The following is a 19,457-nucleotide window of genomic DNA, read 5'->3' as shown; positions in this document are numbered from 1 at the left end:
CCTAGCGGGGCCAGACGCCAGGTGCAAGGCATGGACAAGACTGCCGTCATCGCCGTCGACGTGATCAACACGTATGACCACGACGACGCCGACCTCCTGCTCCTGGCCGTCGAGTCCGCGCTGCCCGCCATGGTGGACCTACTCGAACGGGCATGGCGGCACGATGTCGGCGTCATCTACGCCAATGACACGGGCAGTGGAGGTCCCACCACGGCGAGCTCCTGGCGACGGCCCTCGCGGGGCCACACTCCGCTCTCGCCTGCCGGCTCAGCCCCGACGAGGACTCGCTGTTCGTGGTGAAGGCAGGACATTCCATCTTCTACGAAGCCTCCGCTGAGCTATCTCCTGAGGGAGCAGGGGATCACGCATGTGGTGCTGTGCGGACAGGTCACCGAGCAGTGCGTCCTCTACTCGGCGCTCGACGCCCACATCCGCCACCTGAAAGTAACCGCCCCTCGCACCGCGGTCGCCCATATCCATGAGGACCTTGCCAACGCCGCCCTGTGGATGATGGAGCGCAACATGGGCGCCCACATCCCTGCCCTCGCCGATCTGCGCTGGCGAGGCGTTTCCGCAGGGGTTTCCTAGCCCGCTCGCTCCATCCGGGTGAAAATGCTGGTGTACAGGCGTGAGCAGTTCCGCGGTGTTGCCGTACACGGCTTGGGCGTCGGCTTCTTCGAGGTCGGCACGGGGGATGCCGCCCGCGAGCAGCGCGACGGCGCGATACGGGAGAAGGCCCGCCGGTTAGAGGACCCGTCCCTCGTGATCCTCGACACCCAGTCCGTCCGCGCGGCTGCAGGTGTCCCGAAGGGCACGACGGGACTGGACGCGAACAAGAAGGTGTCCGGGCGCAAGCGGGGGCTGGCCGTCGACGTTCTGGGACTGGTCATCGGCGTCGTGGTGTTGGCCGCCTCCGCTCACGACAACACCGCCGGCACCGCCCTGCTCGACCAGGTGGCCGAGCGGTGCGGGATGCGGTTGGAGAAGGCCCTGGTCGACCAGGGCTTCAAGGACCAAGTCGTCATCCACGGCGCCCTGTTGGACATCGACGTCGAAGTCGTCCGCCGCAACCCCGAAGATCAGGGCAAAGGGTTCGTCCCGCAACCCAAGCGATGGATCGTGGAGCAGGTCAACGGCACATTGATGCTGCACCGCCGCCTGGCCCGCGAGTACGACCACCGGCCCGACACCTCCGCCTCGCGCGTCTACTGGGCCTCCATCGCGAACATGGCCNTGCCTCCAGGCCCAGCACGACCAGACCGCAGCCCGGGCCAGGGAACTGCGCGACCAGATCGAGCACTTGACCGCCACCCTGGCCGAGACCGAAGCGCGACTCGCAGACCTGGACACCACCCAGAAGGTCATAGCCGAACTCGCACCGGCTGGAGCCGAACCCGAACCATCCGAGATGAACACTGCCTACCAGGCCATCGTGAACACCTTCAACCAGCACCCCGACCAGGCATTCCGAGCCCGCGAGCTGCACGAACTCCTCGGCATGCCTACCCACGAGGCTGCCGTCAACATCACCCGCAGTCGTCTCGGCCGCCTCGTTCGCCAAGGCTTCCTCACCCAGCCCGGACGAGGCCGCTACCAGAAACGGACTTAACGTCCACTGAGACCCCGCGCAGTGGATTCCCATCGATCCTGTCAGTTCTCCCAGCCAACACCGCCTCATCGGAACGTGGCGCGACCGCCGAAAGGGCGCTCCAACGCTCACCGTGCGGCATGAGTGGAGGTCGTCCGGCGGTGTCCTGCCGGAGCGGGGGTCCCTCTCTACACGTTGTGTGACACCTACGGCTTGGCCGACGAGGTGATCGGCGATCCCGCCGGGGCTGCGGAGTCCGGCACCCCCGCGTAGTCGGGCAGCTCGATGCCGTTGATCGCGCGCCCGACCAGTTCGGTGAACCATTCGCCGGCGAAATCGGGGCGCGGCTCGGCGTCCGGCCCGGGGACGTCGCGGCTGCGGGCGTTCAATCGGCCGATCTCCTGATTGGCCTCGACGAAGGAGCGCATCCGCGCCTCGTAGCGGGTGAACCCGGTGTCGGGGTCCCATCCGGCGGCGGCCAGCTCTCCGGCCAGCAGGTAGGCGCCGACCAGGGCCAGCCCGGTGCCCTGGCCGGACATCGGCGACGAGCTGAACGCCGCGTCCCCGAGCAGCCCCACCCGTCCGCTCGACCAGCGGTCCATCACCACCTGGGCGACCTGGTCGAGGTAGAAGTCCGGGGTGTCGTCCAGGTGCGCGAGGACGTCCGGGGCCAGCCAGCCCAGGCCCGCCATCCGCTCACGGAGCAGGCGTTTCTGGGCCGCGACGTCACGGTGGTCGACGTCGAAGTCGGCCGAGGCGGAGTAGAACATGGCCATCGCCCGGGTGGCGTCCTGGATGGGGCGCAGGAGGGCGGAGCGCCCGGACTCCTGGTCCTGGTACTCGAGCAGCCAGCGGTCCAGCCCGAACTCGTTGGGCACACTGTAGAAGGCCAGCACGTGCCCGAGGTGGCGGAGAAACCGCTCATGCGGCCCGAAGACCATCGCCCGCAGCTCCGAGTGCAGCCCGTCGGCCCCGACCACCAGGTCGAAGCGCCGCCGGTCGCCGCCCGCGAAGACCACGTCGACCCCGTCCGCGTCCTGGGCGAGTTCGGCGATCCGGTCGCCGAAGACGTACTCGACGCCGTCGCGTGTGTCGTCGTAGAGCACCTGGGACAGGTCCCCGCGCAGGATCTCGATGTCCGCGATGAACCCGTCGCCACCGTCGTCGTCCGCGCGGAAGGTCTCCAGCACCTGCCCGTCCGCGTCCACGGTGTGCGCGCCGGCGGTCTCGGTGCACGCCGCGCGCACCGCCGCGTCCAGCCCCATACGCTCGATGACCTCCTTGGCGACCCCGCGCGCGTCCACCGCCTGCCCGCCGGGACGCAGCTCGGGAGCCCGCTCCACCACGGTCACCTCAGCTCCCCGCCGACGCAGCCAGTGGGCCAGTGCGGGTCCCGCGATGCTCGCCCCCGCCACCAACACCCTGGGACCGCTCACCCGGACCCCCCGCTCGCCGGTCCCGATGGTGCACTCCTGCTCGGAGTCGTCGACGCTCATCACAGCCTCCATCTGCTTCCACCCGCACTGGAACGTTCCCAGCACAGGCCCACCGCTGTCAGTAGATCCAGCCGTGCCGACCGCAGAGCCGCACGAAACTCATCGGTCACGGCAGACAGTGATGAGAAACGCCGGCTCTGATGAGACTCACATCAACCCAAACTGGGCAAACAAGGCGAACCAGCCTGTCAGGCAGGCCGCCGCCTGAGGATTCGCCAGATCTGTGCGCAACACAGCGAGACGCTGAAAGACCAGTGAGAACGGACAACCTTGACCAGGCGATCTCAGATTCATGGCCATTCGGCCAGCACTTGACCACCGGTCATGAGATTCGGCCACGAAAATCCGAGACCCTACACAAGGCGTACGGCTCAGCCCCTCGGGACCTTCGCGTGCGCCTACCTCAACGGCCCGGGCACGGCGTTGAGCCTCAGGCGTTGTTTGTCCCGCTCCGGGCGGATTGCTGTCAGCGCGCAGGCGCCGGCTGCGAGCATGACCGCGCCGGCGACGAGGAAGGCGGTGGTGTAGCCGGCGGCCTGGGTGTCGGCCGTGTCGATGAGGTGGCCGGTCAGGAACGGTGCCACGAGGCCCGGCAGGGTGCCGATGCCGGCGACGATGCCGAAGACGGCGCCGCGCTGGGCAGGGGGGACGACCTCCGCGGTCGTCATGTAGTGGAGGGGGACGGCGATCGCGGTGCCGCCGAAGGCCAGCGCGATCAGCGCGAGCCGCGGACCGGACGCGCCGACGAACGGGAACGCCGCCATCGCGCACCCCGCCACGCACACGGCGATGCTCTGCGCGGCCCCGCTGGACCAGCGGCTGCTCACTCCCCGGGACTTCAGCGCGTCCACGAACGGGGAAACGGCAAGCAGCAGCACAAGACCGAAGCCGGAGATGACGCTGATGGCGGTAGCGGAAGCAGCCGCCGACATGTCCAGCTGTGTCCTGAAATAGGCGGGCAGCCAGGCATGACTGAGGGACAGTGCCCACGCCGCTCCGAAGGCGCTGGCGATGCTGCCGAGCACGGTGCCGGTCAGCAGGATCCTGCGGTACGGCAGCCGCAGCCCGCCGGATCCGGTGGCCGCGTGCCGGTGGTCGTACGGGCCGTCGTGGCCCACGCGCCACCACAGCAGCGCCCAGCAGGCGCTGCCGACCGCGAGGACGGCGTAGGCCGAGCGCCAGCCGAAGCCGTCGATCAGCCAGGTGACCAGGGGCGCTGCGATCAGCGTGCCCAGGGCCGCGCCGCCGATCTGGAGGGCCGACGGCAGAGCGCGGTGCTCCGGCGGGAACCACTTGTACAGAGCGTGCATGGACATGGAGGCCGCGGGTCCCTCGGCGGCACCGAGCAGGATGCGGCCGGCCATCAGGGTCGGGACCGAGGCCACCACGAGGACCGGGAGCTGGGCCACGGCCCACACCACGGTCATGACGAAGAGCAGGACCCGGCTGGATATCCGGGTGGAGAGGAAGCCGACGAGGAGTCCGGAGACGCTGAACAGGAAGGAGAAGGAGCTGGAGATCAGGCCGTAGGTGCTGTTGCTGAGGCCGAGTTCCTCCATGATCGGAACGGCGGCGAGGCCGAGCACCGACTTGTCGGCGAAGTTGATGACCATGAAGGCCACGATCATTGCCATGATCAGCCAGGCTCCGCGGCGGTCGGGTGCCGGGGCGGCGATGTGCCGGGACTGCGCGGCGGCGGTACGGGGTGCCATGAGGCGACTCCTGCGGATGCGGGTGGAGCAGGGGGTCGTACGGGCGGGCGGTCTCCCTCGAGGCCGCGGGCCCGCTCGCCGAAGCGGGGGCCCGCGGCACCGCCCTGGGCACCAAGGGGTCGGTCAGATCAGGCCCTTGGCGATGGCGTTCTTGTGGATCTCGGTGGTTCCGGTGACGATCCGGAACATCCGCAGGCTGCGGAAGATCTGCTCGACCTCGTTGCCTCGTGTCAGGCCGGCCTTGCCGTGGATCTGGACGGCCTGGTCGGCGACGCGGAAGGACGCCTCGGAGGTGAAGAGCTTGCACATGTTGGCCTCGACGGAGACGTTGTCTCCCCGGTCGGCCTTCGTGGCGGTACTCATCACCATCGCGCGGGCGGCGTAGATCTCCGTGGCCATCTCGGCGATCTTGTGGTGGATGGCCTGATGGGCGAGGAGCGGCTGGCCGAAGACCACGCGGTTCATCGCGTACTCCACCGACAGGTCCCAGGCGCGGCGGGCGGCGCCGATGAGGGAGGGACAGTGCAGCAGGCGGTTGAGAGTGATGCGGCCGATGCCGATGCGCAGGCCCTGGCCGATCTCACCGAGGAGGTTCGCGGCGGGGATCCGGCAGTCCTCGAAGACGAGGTCGCCCTCCATCTGCTGGCCGGACATGGGCACTTCGCCGTCGAGGACGCGGCATCCTGGGGTGTCCAGGTCGACGAGGAAGGCGCTGTACGCCTCTTCGGTGCCGGCCATGCGGGCGACGACGATCGCGAAGTCCGCGAAGGGAGCCGCGGAGCTGAACACCTTCTTGCCGTTGAGGACGTAGGTGTCCCCGTCCGGGGCGGCGGTGGTCGTCATGCGGCGTACGTCGGAGCCCGCGTCCTCCTCCGTGATGGAGAAACAGCAGGCCCGCTCACCGCGGACGACAGGCATCAGGTAGCGCTCCCGCTGCTCCTCGGTGGCGTACTTCACGATTGCGCCGACGCGCAGCGGGCCGCCCATGTCGCCGAGTACCGAGTGGGAGAGAGCGGCGCCGGAGGCGGTCAACTCTTCTTTGAGGGCGCACAGTTCGTAGAAGCTCAGGCCCTGGCCGCCCAGCTCCGCCGGCAGGCTGATGCCGTAGAAACCGAGTTCGGCGCTGCGCTTCCAGACGGGTTCGAGGGTGGTGCGGTCGAGCTTGGTCTCCGCGGTGATGCCGTGCTCGCGCTCATACGGGATGAGCTCGTCGGCCAGGTAGGCGCGCAGGCGGACGACGAGGTCCTTCAGGCGCGGGTTGTCGTCGTAGGAGGGTTCGAGGGTGAAGGGCATGCCGTGGGTCCTGTTCAGTTGACGCGGCGCTCGGCGCCCGCCCAGTAGCGGTCGCGGATGGCGCGGCGGTCGATCTTGCCGTTGGGGTTGTGGGGCAGGGCGGCGACGAAGTCGACCGAGCGGGGCTTCTTCATGCGGGCCAGGTGGTCGGCGCAGAAGTCGATGAGGTCGGCCTGCGTGAGGGTGGCGCCGTCGCGCGTCATGACGACCGCCTTGACGGCCTCGCCCCACTGCTCGTCCGGGACGCCGACGACGGCGGCCTCGTAGACGTCGGGGTGCTGGTGCAGGACGGACTCGACCTCGACGGCGTAGATGTTGAACCCGCCGGAGACGATCATGTCCTTCTTGCGGTCGACGATGAAGACGTATCCGTCCGCGCGGCGGCGGGCGAGGTCGCCGGTGAGGAACCAGCCGTCCCGGAAGGTCTGCGCCGTGAGGATCGGCTCGTTGTGGTAGCCGGGGACGACATCGGGTCCGCGGACGGCGATCTCTCCGATCTCCCCGTCGGGGACGGGCTGTCCGCTGCCATCGACGATGGTGACCTGGGCCTCGGCGATGGGACGGCCGCAGGACAGCAGCAGCTCCTCGTCCTCGCCGTCGATCGCCCGCCGGTGGTCCTCTGTGGAGAGGAAAAGCACGCCGGAGGTGGTCTCGCCACACCCGTATCCCTGGGAGAGAACAGGGCCGAAGAGATCCCAGGCAGCCCTGATCCGGGACGGTGACATCGGCGCGGCGCCGTAGATGAGCTGGCGCAGGGTGGAGAGGTCGTAGTCGCGGGCGTTCGGCAGTGCGAGGACGGTGTTGACCATCGTCGGCACGACGAAGGCATGGGTGGCGCGCTCGCGCTGCACGGTGGCGAGGAACTCCTCGGCGTCCCAGCGCGGCAGCACGATCGCACAGCCGCCGGCGAAGAAGATGCCCGTCAGCGGCATGCCGGAGGCATGGGTGACCGGCCCGGCCAGGATCTGCCGGTCACCAGGGCCGACCCTGGTGTCGGCATTCATCACCGACTTGCGCATCAGGGCGAGCCGGTTGCCGTAGGTCTGGACCGCCGCCTTGAGCTTGCCGGTGGAGCCCGAGGTGAAGTGCAGCACGGCGATGTCGCCCTCGTCGCACTCCGTTTCGACGGGTTCCGGCTCGGTGCCCGCGAGGGTCTCGGCATAGCCCGGGCCGAGATCGCTCGGGCCGTCGTAACCGAGGACGGTCTTCACTCCCGTACCGGGCATCGCGGCGCGGGCGATGTCCAGGTGGGCGGCGTCCGTCAACAGCAGCCGCGCGTTCGACTCCGCAAGCAGGTGGGCCACCTCGGTGGTGCCGAGCCTGGCGTTGATCGGCGCCCGGGTCAGGCCGGCCTTGTAGAGGGCCACTTCTGTGACGACCAGCTCCGCGCGGTTGCCGGCGAGGGTCGCAACCCGGTCGCCCCGGCCCAGGCCGAGGGCACGCAGCGCCGTCGCGAGCCGGTCACTGTGGTCGTCGAGTTCCGCGTACGTCAGCCGCACGGATCCGCAGACCACCGCTTCGGCATCGGGTTGGTGGCCGGCAGTCCGGCGTACGTACCGCCCGAAGTTCATCGCACCTCCTGAGTTCCTGAACAAGCTGTCCTGTAACAAGCTTGGTGTCCGGCAACGTAAAGGCAGCGTTAGGGTCAGGTCAACGGCCCGGACGAGAAGGAAACGAAGTGGACATGAAGCCCGCGGAAGACCGCCGCGTCCGCAGGACGCGGGCCGCACTGCGCCAGGCCCTGGTCGAACTGGTCCTGGAGAGGGGGTTCCACGCGATCACGGTCGAGGAGATCACCGAGCGCGCCGACGTCGGCCGTGCCACCTTCTATGCGCACTACCGCGACAAGGAGGACCTCCTGGTCGGCATCGTCCGCGACCTCGCCGAGGACCGGGACCGCCTCCTGCCCGCGGTCCGGCAGGCGCACGCGGAGGGGTTCACCGGACTGCCGGTGAAGTACATCTTCGAACATGCCGAGCAGGAGAGGCCCGTCTACCGAGTCGTACTGCGGGGCGAGGGCGACGGACGGGCCCTGCGGGAGTTCACGGACCTCATCTGCGCCCACGCCGAGGCCGCCTTCCGTACGCGGACCGAGCAGCTCGGGGTGACACCGCGGATCCCCCTCGATGTCGTCGCCCGTGCCTGGACCGGCGAACTCATCGGCCTGCTCACCTGGTGGACGGAGAACGACACCGGCTACAGCGCCGCCGAGATCACCGCGCATCTGCGCGACCTGTCGGTCTACGGTCGCGTCTGGGCCACGGGACTCGCCCCGTCCGACGCCCCGGGAGCCCTTGACCTCACCCCCTGAACCGCGCCTGCACCACGGCCTCCCGCCTGACGCATCTGGTCGAGTTACCGAACAACATGTACGGTAACTCGACCAGATGGTGCGTGACTGAAGAGCGGAGCGGACGCATGACAGGCATACCGTCGCTGGCCGACCTCGTTTGGGCCCGGGGATACACCGATCCGGCCTGGGCCCGACGCCACACGACCTCAGGGAGGGAACTCGTTCCGAGCCGCAGTGTCTGGCGCGGCTTGGACGGGGCGTCCGCGCTACCGGCTGCGCCGGCCGGTGCCCTCGACGACCTCACGTTCACAGGACCGCACGGCCAGTCCCTCACCCTCACGGAACTGCTCTCCCGGGCCGAGACCGACGCCCTCCTGGTCATGCACCGCGGACTCCTCGTGCACGAGGAGTACCTCCACGGGTACGAGCCGCATGTCCCGCACTTCAACGCCTCGGCCGCCAAGTCCTACCTCGGACTCGTCGCCGCGGTCCTGGCCCACGAAGGTCATTTCGACCGTGGCACCCAGGTCGCCAAGATCGTCCTCGAGCTCGCCGGCACCGCCTTCGGAGACGCCCAGGTCGATCACCTCCTCCACATGGGCACCCAGATGAGCTACGCGGGCCGCCCGTACGACAAGGCACTCGAAGCGCAGCGCTACTTCGCCGTCCTCGCCCCCCAACTGCGCCCCTACGGCTACACCGGACCGACCACGATCCGCGAACACCTCGCCACCGCCCGGGCGACCGCCGAGCCGGGCGCCGAATTCCGCTACGAGAACGGCAACGTCGAAGCCCTCGCCGAGGTCCTGCGCCGCGTCACCGGCACAACCACCTCGGCCCTGCTGTCCGAGATGATCTGGTCCCGGATCGGCGCGGAGGAGGACGCGTACTACCTCCTCGACGCGGAGGGCTCCGAGGCCGCCTGCGGCGGGTTCAGCGCCACCGCCCGCGACTTGGCCCGGCTCGGGGAGATGATCCGCTGCGGCGGGGCGATCGGCGACCGCCAGATCGTCCCGGATGCCGTCGCCTCCACCATCGTCTCCGGCGTCCCGGACGGCTACCCCCACCGCGTCCGCTTCCCCGCCGCACCCCCCGAAGCGCCCGCCACCCTCTCCTACCACGACCTCTGGTGGATACCGAACGACCCGTACGGATCCTTCATGGCCAGCGGCATCCACGGCCAGCGCCTCTTCATTTCCCCCGCCCTCGACCTGGTGATCGTCCACTACGCCTCCCAGGTCATCTCCCCGTCCGTCCCCCAGATCCCCCTGGTCCAGGCGTTCTTGAAGATCGGCACGCACCTCTGCGGCTAGGCCGTGTATCGAAAGCGCGGACAGGCCGGGCTGGGTGATGCCCCGGTCCGGCCCGTCCGCTCCCCGCTAGAGGTCGAGCTGATGCTGGTGTGTCGTGTGCGTGAGTGTGTAGCCGAGACCGTCGTTGATCTGCATCATGTGCGTATTGCTGTCGGCGGTGTCGGTCAGGAGGCCACCGAGGTCCGGATAGTCCCTACGGGCCTGTCGGATCGACTCGGCTTTCATCCACAGGCCCAAGCCGTGTCCACGGTGCTCGGGCAGCACACCGGTGCCGTAGTGCTGGCCGTCACCTGAGCCGTTGCCGGGGATGACGAGTTCGGTGAACCCGGCGATCGCGCCGTTGGAGGTGTCGATGGCGACGACGGTGTGCAGGTGGTCGCCGCGCTGTTCGACGGCCTTCGCCGCAGCCCGCACGCGGTCCACGTCCCAGGTCACGATGCCGCAGTCGGTGTCGTCCATGGGCATGTCGTCCATGGCGCGGCGTGAGGCGGCGAACGTCTCGGCGAGGTCGTCGGGGACGGTTCCCTGCCATGACAGCAGCCGGTAGCCGGAATGCGGACGTTCGATGATCTCGGTGAGGACGGCGGTGTCCACGTCGGCCAGCGGCAAGCGGGTGTACCTCAGGGCAAGGACCTTCCGGAAACCGCGCGCTGCCAGGAAGCGGTCGCCGGGCGATCCGGCTTCTGCCTGCGCGACGACGCAGCGTCGGGCGTTGTCCCGGGCGGTGGCCACGGCGCTGTCGAGGAGCCGGGAGCCGACGCCCTTGCGGCGCTCCGCGGGATGAACACGGAGGTCGAGCTCGGCCAGGTGCTCTTGTCCGCCATCGAACAGGCGCAGAAAGGCCGTCCCGGCAGGGATGGAATCCGCGTCCGACGCCAGCCAGGCAAGACGCCGGCCGTGCGGCCCGTGAGCGGGGTCGGTCAGTGGGGTGATGCGAAGGGACAAGGTGTCTCCGTCGTGTGGAGGTGGCAAAGGTCAGTACGCGAGCTCAACTCCTGGGCACTCCTGTGCATGTGCTCCACACCTCCTCGTCGACGGCGCCGGCCTGCACCGATGCAGGCGGCTGGGCGAACCTAGCTGACCGATCAACTCCTGGGCAACGGGTTAACGAAAAGGCCGTGCGCGTGTGTGGTCACAGCCACTCGTTGATGGCCGCGACGAGGACAGTCGCCTCATGGGGACTGCGAGTGTGTCGTACGGCGAGGCCGATGCGAAACGAGGAAGCGACCGGTGTTGGCCTGGCCAGGCCAAGGGCTGCACTGGGGCATCGGTGCGTGGGCGGGCCGGGGCCGGGGGCCTGGTGGGTGTGCTCTCCGGAGAGGGGGCCGGATCGCGGCCTGGTGCAGCGGGGCTTCGTCCAAGCGAAATGGGGGGGCTCCCCGACGGCGGACGGCGGCGACAAGGCTGCCCGCCCCCCCCCGGGTGTGTCCTGCCCCGGTGAAGCCGCCCGGCCGTGCTGCCGCAGCCCCCCTCGGGCTTCCGGCGGCCCGGCCGCGGCGGGCACATCCACTCTCGTGGTGAGGAACCCCATGAGTTCGTCGGGCAGCAACCACGGGCTGGGGCCCCCTCGTACACGTCTCCGACGTCCTCCTGATGGTGTCAACCGGTCATCCCTACGCCGAACGCGAGTCAATCTGAGTGGAGGACCTCGGCGACCACTGCGCGTTCCTGCCCGGACGTCCCGCCGCTTCAGCAAGCCGCATTCCAACCGTTCCACATCCCCTTCAGTCGCCCAGTTCCCCGCGGCCCGCGACCCTTCCATCTGGCATGCGTTGCTCGGCCTTGTCACCGCTGGACAAGGCGTTGCAGGCGTTGCACGGGATGCCGCTCTCTTCTGTCCCTGGCCCGGCTTTCGCCTTCATATCCGTCCGAGACATGTCACCGGTATTGGGCTCTCGTATGGAGGCCCGCCTACCAGGACCCGCTCAGCCTGCCCTCAGCCACGCAGCCGCGAAGTCGCACCAGAGTGGGAAAGAGAGGGTCGGTGCCGGGTGCAACGAGCGGCAGCTGATGCCGGTGTCGCATGGGCGCAAGCCCTGCTTCCTCTACACAGTAAGAGCCGTACGGGGGGTCACCACAGAGGCGGGAACTGGCGGACCGCGCCGAGGCTCTGCCCCTCCCAGCCCAACGGGCCGATGGGTAAAGCGAGTTGATGCAGACGCCTGCAGCCGCCCGCGCCGCGGTCGAGGCGTGCCGCTGTCAGGAGCCGCCGGCGGAGACGTGGCGGGTCAGCTCGGCGGCCAGGCGTTGCATGACCGTGCGGTTGGCGCGCCGCATCGTGGCCCGAACGGAGGGTGCCAGCAGACGGTCGGCGAGCGGAGCCCGTACCCAGGCGTAGGTGAACGAGACGCGGCTCCCGCCGTTTGGCTGAGGTTCGATGATGTAGACGCCGCGGGCCACGCGTCGGCCGCTTGCGCTGACGTTGCGTTCGACGATGCGCCGCGGTGCATCGGTCTCGACGACCTCAATGGTGACGTCGGTCTTGGTGCTGCCCAGCGAGGCGGTGACCGCGGCGCACGAACCGACGCCGCGGCCGGGGCCGCTGAACTGCCAGTCGGTCAAATAGTGGTTGGTGAATCGTTCGTGGTGAGCCATGACATCGAGGAAGTCGTAGACCTGCTCGGGTGTCTCGGGTACGTCGATCGACACGGTGACAGACCTCATGTACCACACGGTACATGCGAGATGAACCAGTTGGTACACTCGCGGCGTGGTGAATACCAACGACGCGTATCCCGACGGCAAGGTGGCTCGGAGCAGGGATGGTGAGCGGCGGGCCCGTCTGGTGGAAGCCGCCGTCGACCACGTCGCAGCACACGGCATCGCGGACCTGAGCCTGCGCAGCCTGGGGGCGGCGATCGGCGTGAGCCACCGTATGCTGATCCACTACTTCGGCTCCAAGGAACAGCTGTTCGTCGAGATCGTCCGAACGTCGGAACGGCGCCAGCGCGACCTGCTGTCCCGCCTGCAGCTGGAGCCCGGCCTCGCGCCCTCCGATGTCGCGCTATTGCTGTGGCAGCGGTTGACGGACCCTGGGCTGGCCGACCAGGAGCGACTCTTCTTCGAGATCTGCGGACAGGCATTGCGGGGCCGCCCTGAGTACGCCCCGCTCATCGAAGGGCTTGTGACGGACTGGCTGGAGCCGCTCATGGCTGCTGAGGTGGCCGCGGGGGCCAACCCTGCCGTGGCCCGGAACCGCGCCAGACTGGGCCTCGCCACCGTCCGCGGCCTGCTGCTCGACCTGCTCGCCACGGGCGACCGTGCCGGCGTCGATGCGGCGATGGAGGAATTCCTTCGCCTCTTCTACGACGCGGAGTGACATGGCCACCGATCAGGGCGAGTTGGGGACTGTCAACCGAGCGGCTCTGTCTCTCATTCGATGGTGACGCAGAGTGCTGCTATCCGAGGAGGATGCGGTGCCGGAGCAGAGTGAAGCCTGCTCGTCCGTGCGTCTGCCGCGCGATCCGCTGGAGGATCGAGCGGTCCATCGCCTGGCTGTGCGGCTACCGCCGCCTTACCGTCCGATATGAGCGAAAGGGTTCCACTGCCTCGCCTTCCTCAGCCTCGCCGCCGCTCTGACCAGCTACAAGAAGCTCGCCAAACTCGCCACGTAAGACGCCCTCTAAGCGATCTTGATGATTTGTGGTGCGGCTGGGACTCAGCCGTCACTCGTAGGGTCCCGGGCGGGTGAAAGGCGCGCAGGTCCGCCTTACGGTGGAGTCGTCTGCGGGGGCTGCGTGCGTTGTGCACCGTATCGGAAGGGCGTACCGATGCCCCTGAGCCCCATCGACCCGCAGATCGAGGCGTTGCTGAAGCAGTTCGGGGTGGACGGGCCGCCGCCCGCCACCGCTCCCACGGTGGAGGAGATGCGGGCGGGCAACCGCATGCTGTCCCTCGCCGTCGCACCCAACCCGCCGATCGAGGTGGCGTCGGTCCAAGACGACCGTCTGGCCGGGGTACCCGTGCGGGTCTACCGGCCCGAGGCGGCCGGTCCGGCACCGGCGGTCGTCTTCATCCACGGCGGCGGGTTCATCGTCGGCGACCTCGACACCCACGACGGGGTCTGCCGCCGCCTGTGCAGGGACCTGGGCGCGATCCTGGTCAGCCCCGACTACCGGCTCGCCCCCGAGCACCCCTTCCCGGCCGCCTACGACGACTGCCTGGCCGTGGCCCACCACGTCGCCGACCACCCCGCCGACTTCGGTGAACCGGTCGCCCTCGCCGGGGACAGTGCCGGGGCGAACCTGGCCGCCGCAGTGGCCCTCGCCTTCCGGGACGAGGGTCGACCGTTGGCGGCCCAGTTGCTCGCCTACCCCGTCATGGACCTGCGGATCGGCATCGACTATCCGTCCCGGACCGAGTGCGCCACCGGCTACCTGCTGACCACCGATGAGGTCGAGAACGACATCCGCCTCTACCTCGCGGACGACCTCACCGCGGGTACCCGCGCCCCGGCCTCCCCGCTGCTCGCCGAGAGCCTGCGGGGCCTGGCCCCGGCCGTCGTCGGCTGTGGCGAACTCGACCCGTTGCGGGACGAGGGGCTGGCCTACGCCGACGCGCTGGCCGCCGCCGGCGTGCCGGTCACCAAGCACCGCTACCCCGGGCTCATCCACGGGTTCATCAACTACGACACCCACTCCCAGGCCGTCGACGCCGCAGTCACACAGATGTACACCGAGTTGGGCCAGCTCCTGCGTCCCTCGACTGCGTGATCACGGACAGGTCGCTTGCGGCCGGTGCTGTCGCAGCGGTTACGTCCGGCCGCAAGGAACAACCGGGAGCACCTTGCAGGGCTTTCCCGCCAATCCCGCCACCAGCCGGACCTCCGGACCAGCGCGCCCCAAGAGCCACCGCGGGGCAGTCCGTTACCTCCGCACGGGCCGCAATCTGCGGGAGGGGTACTGGAGGAGGCGCGGCGTCCCCACTCCTCGGTGCTGGCCGGGAACTTCGGAGGCTTCTTGCCGAAGTCGAAGGCAAGGTCCGCACCGATTGTCTGCCCGTACAGCCCGTCACCACTGGCCAGGCCGTGGTCGATCGGCCCCGGCACCCTCCCCGGCACCTGCGATCCGGCGAACAGGTCGTCGGGGACGTCGCGTTCGACGAGGGAGGAGGCGTAGGTGGCGAGCGCGATCAGGGGCCGGTGTGCCGGCCCACAGAGCGAGCTGGATCGGATGTGTCGTAGCCCGCGTCTCGAGATCCTCCAGCACGGGATCGTCGGCCAGCGAGCACACGGCGACCATGGGGGAGCGGTGCCCGACCCGGCGCCAGGCCCGGGCGGTCTGCACCAGCAGGTCCAGCGTCGGCGCCAGCACCCGCCCCGCAGGGAACATGTCCAGCGCGGCCGACGCGGCGGTGAACGTCTTCCCGGAACCCGTCGCCGACACCACCCTCGCCCGCGAGCCCCGGTCGGACACCAAGGGGTGGGCGGGGAACCCGAATGCGCTCAGGATGCGGTGCTTCGCGTCGACCCGATGTTTCCGGAGGCTGATCCCACCTCTGCACCGTGGGGAGGCGACGGCACGTGCTGCCCCGCAGCCGGGGGACCCCGATCGAGGTGCAACTCTCGGGTTGCGCCAAGTCTCGTGACGTGCAACTCTGGAGTTGCACCCAGTGTCGGCGATGAAAGGAGTCCCCCTCATGGGCGAGCACCGGATCGAACGCGAAACCCTGATCGAGGCATCCCTGGAGCGGGTCTGGTCGCTGGTGGCCGAGCCCGGTTTCTGGGTGGCCGACAAGGCGAGCCTGCCCGGCACGGTGGCTCGGGAGGGCGAGACGATGGTGGCGAAGAACCCGGAGTACGGCGACTTCCCGGTGCGCGTGGAGAAGGTCGACCCGCCGACCTACCTGGCGTACCGCTGGGCCAGCGCGTTCCCAGGCGAAGAACTCCGCGAGGACAACAGCACCCTCGTGGAGTTCACGCTGACACCGGAAGAGGGCAGGACGCGGCTGCGTGTCGTAGAGAGCGGGTTCGCGGCGCTGGCCGGGTCCGTGGAGCTGCGCGGCAGGGCGGTCGAGGACAACACCGGGGGCTGGCACCAGGAGCTCGACGCACTCAAGGCGCGCGCCGAGCAGCCTGCCGCGTGAGCGACGAACCCCGCGGCAGCGTCGAGGCGGTCGACACCGTCCTTGCGGCGCTGGCCGATCCGACGCGGCGCCGGCTGCTGGAACTGCTCGCCGCGCAGGGTGAGGCCTCCGCGACGACGCTCGCCGAACATCTTCCCGTCTCGCGTCAGGCCGTGGTCAAACACCTCGCCGTCCTGGACGCCGCCGGGCTGGTGTCCGGCGGCCGCATCGGGCGCGAGGTGCGCTACACGGTGCGGCCCGCGGCGCTCGACGCAACGGCGCGGTGGATGGCCTCGCTCGCCGCCGACTGGGACCGGCGCCTGGCACGCATCAAGCACATCGCCGAGGCCGCACAGCGGGACGCGCAGGCCGACCGCACGAGTCGTAACGGGTCGCGTCCCCCGGCCTGACCCCACAGAGGAGCATGATCATGTCCATGGAGAACCGTCACCTCACCCGCGTGCCTGCCGCGTACGCCTGCATGATGGTGCGCAGGCCCGCAACAGAGGCGTTCCAAGCCTTCGCCGATCCGGCCGTCACGACCCGGTTCTGGTACAGCAAGAGCAGTGGGCCCATGGTCACAGGGGCTGAGCTGCGCTGGGAATGGGAAACCTACGGGGCATCGGCCGACGTCCGCGTCGAGGAAGTGCAGGAAGGACGACTGATCCGGTTCGCATGGGGCAACTACGCGCAGCCGACCACGGTCGAGCTGAAGTTCACCCCACACACGGACGGGGCCACGTTCGTCGAAGCCACCGAGACCGGCTTTCAGGGCTCGGGTGACGACACCGTCCGCTGGGTGAACGACACCGTCGGCGGCTTCACCACCGCACTCTGCGCGATGAAGGCCCTCCTCGAACACGACGTCGAACTCAACGCCGTCCCCGACCACCACCCAGCCTGACCGCCCCTTCCCAGCCCTACCCGCCGATCCGGGGGCAGGCGAGGGGATGTCACACACATCCTCATCGGGGTCTTCGGGTCTGCCGCGCGATCGGGTGACATCTGAACTGGCTTGCCCTGTGAGGCAGGCGGGAAGGACGTCGCTGTGCCTCAGCCCTATCCGGAAGAGTTCCGCCAGGACGTCGTGTGGGTCGCACGGAATCCTGGTCCGGGTGTGACGGTCGAGCAAGTGGCACCGACTTCGGAGTCCACCCGATGGCGTTGTGGAAGTGGATGCGCCGGGCGGGCATCGATGACGGCTCCAAGGCCGGGGTGACCAGTCAGGAGAGCGAGGAACTACGGCAAGCACGCTGTCGGCTCAAGCTGCTGGAGCAGGAGAACGAGGTGCTGCGCCGGGTCGCGGTTTGCCGCAGGAGCATGAGCGCCGTGGGGAGTTGAGTGGACAACATCGCGGCGGAGAGAGGTGGACCGAGGCTGTGAAGCGGGAGACGCTCAAGGGCGCCAAAGCACCCCCCGCTGCACGAGGCTCGCGGCGTTCCGCTGGGGGAGCCGGTACATCACCGTCCCAGGCAGCGGACGTGCAAAGCCCCCGCCGGCCCGGAGGCCGGCAGAGGCTTCGTAGCGGGGATCAGTGACCGAAGACGACTCGGCGGCGCCGTGCCTACCGCTACGGCACAGGGCGGTGAACAGGCCGGGGAGCCGGCCCCCGGGGAGTCTCGGGAACCGCAGGTCACCGGCCCGCGCGGGTGCTTCCGTGTATGCCCGCCTGGCACCCCCGTTCGCTGCGCGCCATCCCACCCGTGCCTCGCCTCGGGTGCTGCCTGGTGTGACGGAGCAGGGCCGCCGGATCAGCCCACGGCGAGTGAGAACGGTCCGGCCAGCACCGAGTAGCCGTCATTGGCCAGGTAGTACACGTCGTAGCTGCCCGGACCGTTCAGCTTGCCGGTGGAGAAGGTCACCGCGCCGCTGGAGTCGGGTGCGTAGGCCCAGGCCAGGGACGACTGCTTGCCGGGGGCGACGCCGGCCGGGTAGATGCCGATCCAGTTCTTCGCGCTCACCTGCGCGGCGGACGGTACCGAGTACCGGAAGGTGACGTTGCCGCCGTTCGCGACCGAGTTCAGATCGCCGGTGAGAGTCGGCGTCGTCCCGGTGTTCGGTGCGAAGGCCGCGTTGAGCGGCGTTGCGTAGGTGTCATTGGCGGTCAGGCCGGGCAGGCCGAGGGCCGCTTCGACGGTGCGGGCGATGCCGTAGTGGTCGTAGTGGGCGGGACTGGTGGTCGCTGCCGGAACGGTGCCCTGGGAACCCACGAGCGTGGTAACGATGTGGTTGTACGCCTCGTTGTTGCTCTCGTCCCAGGTCAGGACGAGTAGCGAGCGCTGCTGGGTCCAGGCGGGAGAGGTCAGGACCGGGGTGAGGGTCTGCTTCAGCCAGCCGTCCTGGGTCTTGAGGCTGGTGGCGTTGCCGTTGCCGGACGCCTCGCCGTCGTAGTAGTCGTCGGCGGCGATCCAGGAGAAGTTCGGGGTGGTCGAAGCCGATCCGAGGTCGGTGGTCAGCTGTGTGGTGTCGAAGAGGTGCGCGGCACAGCGTGATGCGTCGCCACTGACATTGGTGTAGTTGATGAACGGCGCGTCGTCGGGCTCGTAGTAGCTGTCATTGTTGTTCTTGGTGTTGCAGGGAGTGCCCATCCCCTGTTCGTAGGCCTTCCAGCTCTTGCCGGCCGCCTCCAGGGTGTCGCCCAGGTGGCGTTGGGGCGAGTTGATGTTGGGCCAGTAGGTGGCGCCCTTGGTGTAGGTGTCGCCGCCGGCGACGGCGAGGTAGTTCTCGTCGCTGGGGTGGTAGACGCCGTGGAAGTCGGTCATGGTCGCGCCCTGAGCCATGAGGCTGTGCAGGTAGGGCGTGTCGGCCGGATCGTTCATGATGGCGGAGTAGTCGGTGTTCTCCATCATGACCATGAACACGTGGTCGTAGCCCGGCACTTTCGACACGGGAGGAGCGAGCGGGGCCGGCGCGGTGACCGGTGTGTTCAGGGTAAGGGAGAGGTTGTCGACGTAGCCGGTCTCGTGTGACGTCGACAGGAACTGCACCTCGACCTGGATCGAGCGGGTACCCGCAGGTACCGGACCGGTGGTGCTACGGGCGAGGAACTTGGTGGCCAGGGCCCGGTCGGAGGCGGACACCGTGGGCAGCTTGGCGGTGCTGCCCAGCGGACGGCCGTTCGCGTCCTGGAAGTGCAGGCTCACGGCGGCGTACCCGCTGTAGGTGGTCCAGCCGCCGAGCCAGCCGGAGAGGTTGTAGCTCACCCCGCCGCCGTCCACCGCCGCGGCCGCCGAGGAGACGTCGACGGTCTGCGACATCGAACCGTCACCGAAGTTGCCGGGCCCGAAGAAGGCCTTGCCGGGAGCATTGCCGTCGCTGGGCAGCCCGAACGAACCAGCGGTGTGGCACATCACGTTCACCCCGCCGGCCTGAGTGGTCCAGCCGGGCACAGTGGTGGCCGCCGCCCAGTCGTCAGTGCAGTAACCCCCGGCCTCCGCATCGGCGTTGACGATGAGATTGCCGCTGCCCCCGGCCGCGTGGGCCGGGGGAGGGGAGAAGATCAGCAAGCCGAGGAGGGCGAGCCCCCAGCTGAGGAGTCTTCGGCGCAAGTGCATTTCTGTACCTCGTCCCGTGTGAAAAGGGTGGGTTTCATGGGGGAGCGGGCCGTTCGGCCCCGGCCGCGCACGATGAACGGGACATGGATATCGATCCCTGCCGTCAGACGGAAGAACCAAGTCCAAACTTGATTAGACAAGTTGG

General features: G+C 69.0%; 17 protein-coding genes and 3 pseudogenes. 12 read left to right on the top strand and 8 right to left on the bottom strand.

The window, feature by feature from the left end:
- The first annotated feature begins 30 nt into the window (after window positions 1–30).
- From ABD346_RS34105 to ABD346_RS34095, 3 genes and pseudogenes are all read left to right on the top strand, one after another.
- A pseudogene (locus ABD346_RS34105) lies at window positions 31–588 on the top strand (cysteine hydrolase family protein).
- Between the two features lie 138 nt (window positions 589–726).
- A pseudogene (locus ABD346_RS34100) lies at window positions 727–1,230 on the top strand (transposase); the annotation flags it as partial.
- Between the two features lie 70 nt (window positions 1,231–1,300).
- Window positions 1,301–1,609, top strand: coding sequence for a hypothetical protein (locus ABD346_RS34095; protein ID WP_344380189.1), 309 nt, complete (start codon window positions 1,301–1,303; stop codon window positions 1,607–1,609).
- A gap of 185 nt (window positions 1,610–1,794) precedes the next feature.
- On the opposite strand, the gene ABD346_RS34090 is transcribed toward ABD346_RS34095, so the two are convergent.
- From ABD346_RS34090 to ABD346_RS34075, 4 genes are all read right to left on the bottom strand, one after another.
- Window positions 1,795–3,084: an FAD-dependent monooxygenase gene (locus tag ABD346_RS34090; protein ID WP_344380188.1), complete on the bottom strand. Its 1,290-nt coding sequence runs from the start codon at window positions 3,082–3,084 to the stop codon at window positions 1,795–1,797.
- Between the two features lie 398 nt (window positions 3,085–3,482).
- Window positions 3,483–4,796 (bottom strand): MFS transporter, encoded by a 1,314-nt coding sequence (locus tag ABD346_RS34085; protein WP_344380187.1) that lies wholly within the window; start codon window positions 4,794–4,796, stop codon window positions 3,483–3,485.
- Between the two features lie 123 nt (window positions 4,797–4,919).
- Entirely contained in the window at window positions 4,920–6,089 is a 1,170-nt protein-coding gene (locus ABD346_RS34080) for an acyl-CoA dehydrogenase family protein (RefSeq protein ID WP_344380186.1), read from the bottom strand.
- Between the two features lie 14 nt (window positions 6,090–6,103).
- Complete coding sequence (locus tag ABD346_RS34075) at window positions 6,104–7,660, bottom strand: acyl-CoA synthetase (RefSeq protein ID WP_344380185.1); 1,557 nt, start codon at window positions 7,658–7,660, stop codon at window positions 6,104–6,106.
- A gap of 113 nt (window positions 7,661–7,773) precedes the next feature.
- Between ABD346_RS34075 and ABD346_RS34070 the strand changes: the two genes are divergently transcribed.
- Both ABD346_RS34070 and ABD346_RS34065 read left to right on the top strand, forming a co-directional pair.
- A complete protein-coding gene (locus tag ABD346_RS34070) occupies window positions 7,774–8,400 on the top strand; it encodes a TetR/AcrR family transcriptional regulator (RefSeq protein WP_425583047.1) in 627 nt (208 codons plus the stop codon).
- A 107-nt stretch (window positions 8,401–8,507) separates the two neighbouring features.
- Window positions 8,508–9,695 (top strand): serine hydrolase domain-containing protein, encoded by a 1,188-nt coding sequence (locus ABD346_RS34065; protein ID WP_344380183.1) that lies wholly within the window; start codon window positions 8,508–8,510, stop codon window positions 9,693–9,695.
- A gap of 66 nt (window positions 9,696–9,761) precedes the next feature.
- Here ABD346_RS34065 and ABD346_RS34060 read toward each other — a convergent pair whose 3' ends face one another.
- Both ABD346_RS34060 and ABD346_RS34055 read right to left on the bottom strand, forming a co-directional pair.
- On the bottom strand, window positions 9,762–10,640 hold the full coding sequence (locus ABD346_RS34060) for a GNAT family N-acetyltransferase (protein WP_344380182.1): 879 nt from the start codon (window positions 10,638–10,640) through the stop codon (window positions 9,762–9,764).
- 1,254 nt (window positions 10,641–11,894) lie between these two features.
- Window positions 11,895–12,359: an SRPBCC family protein gene (locus ABD346_RS34055; protein WP_344380181.1), complete on the bottom strand. Its 465-nt coding sequence runs from the start codon at window positions 12,357–12,359 to the stop codon at window positions 11,895–11,897.
- Between the two features lie 46 nt (window positions 12,360–12,405).
- Here ABD346_RS34055 and ABD346_RS34050 point away from each other — a divergent pair, with 46 nt between their 5' ends.
- From ABD346_RS34050 to ABD346_RS34040, 3 genes and pseudogenes are all read left to right on the top strand, one after another.
- Window positions 12,406–13,014, top strand: a complete 609-nt coding sequence (locus tag ABD346_RS34050; protein ID WP_344380180.1) for a TetR/AcrR family transcriptional regulator — start codon at window positions 12,406–12,408, stop codon at window positions 13,012–13,014.
- Window positions 13,015–13,160: 146 nt separating this feature from the next.
- Window positions 13,161–13,309 (top strand): annotated as a pseudogene (locus ABD346_RS34045) (IS5/IS1182 family transposase); the annotation flags it as partial.
- Between the two features lie 156 nt (window positions 13,310–13,465).
- The gene (locus ABD346_RS34040; RefSeq protein WP_344380179.1) at window positions 13,466–14,407 is read left to right on the top strand and encodes an alpha/beta hydrolase; all 942 of its coding nucleotides are present in this window, start codon (window positions 13,466–13,468) and stop codon (window positions 14,405–14,407) included.
- A 297-nt stretch (window positions 14,408–14,704) separates the two neighbouring features.
- Here the strand turns inward: ABD346_RS34040 and ABD346_RS34035 are convergent, their stop codons facing one another.
- A complete protein-coding gene (locus ABD346_RS34035; protein WP_344380178.1) occupies window positions 14,705–15,334 on the bottom strand; it encodes a DEAD/DEAH box helicase family protein in 630 nt (209 codons plus the stop codon).
- On the opposite strand from ABD346_RS34035, the gene ABD346_RS34030 reads away from it, so the two are divergent.
- From ABD346_RS34030 to ABD346_RS34015, 4 genes are all read left to right on the top strand, one after another.
- Window positions 15,333–15,779, top strand: coding sequence for an SRPBCC domain-containing protein (locus tag ABD346_RS34030; protein WP_344380177.1), 447 nt, complete (start codon window positions 15,333–15,335; stop codon window positions 15,777–15,779). The two genes, ABD346_RS34035 and ABD346_RS34030, sit on opposite strands and share 2 nt — an antisense overlap.
- Window positions 15,776–16,168 (top strand): ArsR/SmtB family transcription factor, encoded by a 393-nt coding sequence (locus ABD346_RS34025; protein WP_344380176.1) that lies wholly within the window; start codon window positions 15,776–15,778, stop codon window positions 16,166–16,168. Before ABD346_RS34030 ends, ABD346_RS34025 begins: the two co-directional genes overlap by 4 nt.
- 20 nt (window positions 16,169–16,188) lie before the next feature.
- A complete protein-coding gene (locus ABD346_RS34020; RefSeq protein WP_344380175.1) occupies window positions 16,189–16,662 on the top strand; it encodes an SRPBCC family protein in 474 nt (157 codons plus the stop codon).
- 254 nt (window positions 16,663–16,916) lie between these two features.
- Entirely contained in the window at window positions 16,917–17,099 is a 183-nt protein-coding gene (locus ABD346_RS34015) for a hypothetical protein (protein WP_344380174.1), read from the top strand.
- 410 nt (window positions 17,100–17,509) lie between these two features.
- On the opposite strand, the gene ABD346_RS34010 is transcribed toward ABD346_RS34015, so the two are convergent.
- Complete coding sequence (locus ABD346_RS34010) at window positions 17,510–19,306, bottom strand: alkaline phosphatase family protein (RefSeq protein ID WP_344380173.1); 1,797 nt, start codon at window positions 19,304–19,306, stop codon at window positions 17,510–17,512.
- Between the last annotated feature and the right edge of the window lie 151 nt (window positions 19,307–19,457).

Source organism: Streptomyces mauvecolor (assembly GCF_039532965.1).
Lineage (GTDB): Bacteria > Actinomycetota > Actinomycetes > Streptomycetales > Streptomycetaceae > Streptomyces > Streptomyces violascens.
Note: the sequence above shows the minus strand (reverse complement) of the source record. Positions and strands in the feature narration are given on the sequence as shown.

Excerpts from the sequence above, each read along its gene's own strand:
- ABD346_RS34075 (WP_344380185.1), bottom strand. The coding sequence starts at position 7,660 with ATGAACTTCGGGCGGTACGTACGCCGGACTGCCGGCCACCAACCCGAT.
- ABD346_RS34085 (WP_344380187.1), bottom strand. The coding sequence starts at position 4,796 with ATGGCACCCCGTACCGCCGCCGCGCAGTCCCGGCACATCGCCGCCCCG.
- ABD346_RS34030 (WP_344380177.1), top strand. The coding sequence starts at position 15,333 with ATGGGCGAGCACCGGATCGAACGCGAAACCCTGATCGAGGCATCCCTG.
- ABD346_RS34035 (WP_344380178.1), bottom strand. The coding sequence starts at position 15,334 with ATGAGGGGGACTCCTTTCATCGCCGACACTGGGTGCAACTCCAGAGTT.
- ABD346_RS34090 (WP_344380188.1), bottom strand. The coding sequence starts at position 3,084 with ATGAGCGTCGACGACTCCGAGCAGGAGTGCACCATCGGGACCGGCGAG.
- ABD346_RS34080 (WP_344380186.1), bottom strand. The coding sequence starts at position 6,089 with ATGCCCTTCACCCTCGAACCCTCCTACGACGACAACCCGCGCCTGAAG.
- ABD346_RS34055 (WP_344380181.1), bottom strand. The coding sequence starts at position 12,359 with ATGAGGTCTGTCACCGTGTCGATCGACGTACCCGAGACACCCGAGCAG.
- ABD346_RS34015 (WP_344380174.1), top strand. The coding sequence starts at position 16,917 with ATGGCGTTGTGGAAGTGGATGCGCCGGGCGGGCATCGATGACGGCTCC.
- ABD346_RS34040 (WP_344380179.1), top strand. The coding sequence starts at position 13,466 with ATGCCCCTGAGCCCCATCGACCCGCAGATCGAGGCGTTGCTGAAGCAG.
- ABD346_RS34070 (WP_425583047.1), top strand. The coding sequence starts at position 7,774 with ATGAAGCCCGCGGAAGACCGCCGCGTCCGCAGGACGCGGGCCGCACTG.
- ABD346_RS34020 (WP_344380175.1), top strand. The coding sequence starts at position 16,189 with ATGTCCATGGAGAACCGTCACCTCACCCGCGTGCCTGCCGCGTACGCC.
- ABD346_RS34065 (WP_344380183.1), top strand. The coding sequence starts at position 8,508 with ATGACAGGCATACCGTCGCTGGCCGACCTCGTTTGGGCCCGGGGATAC.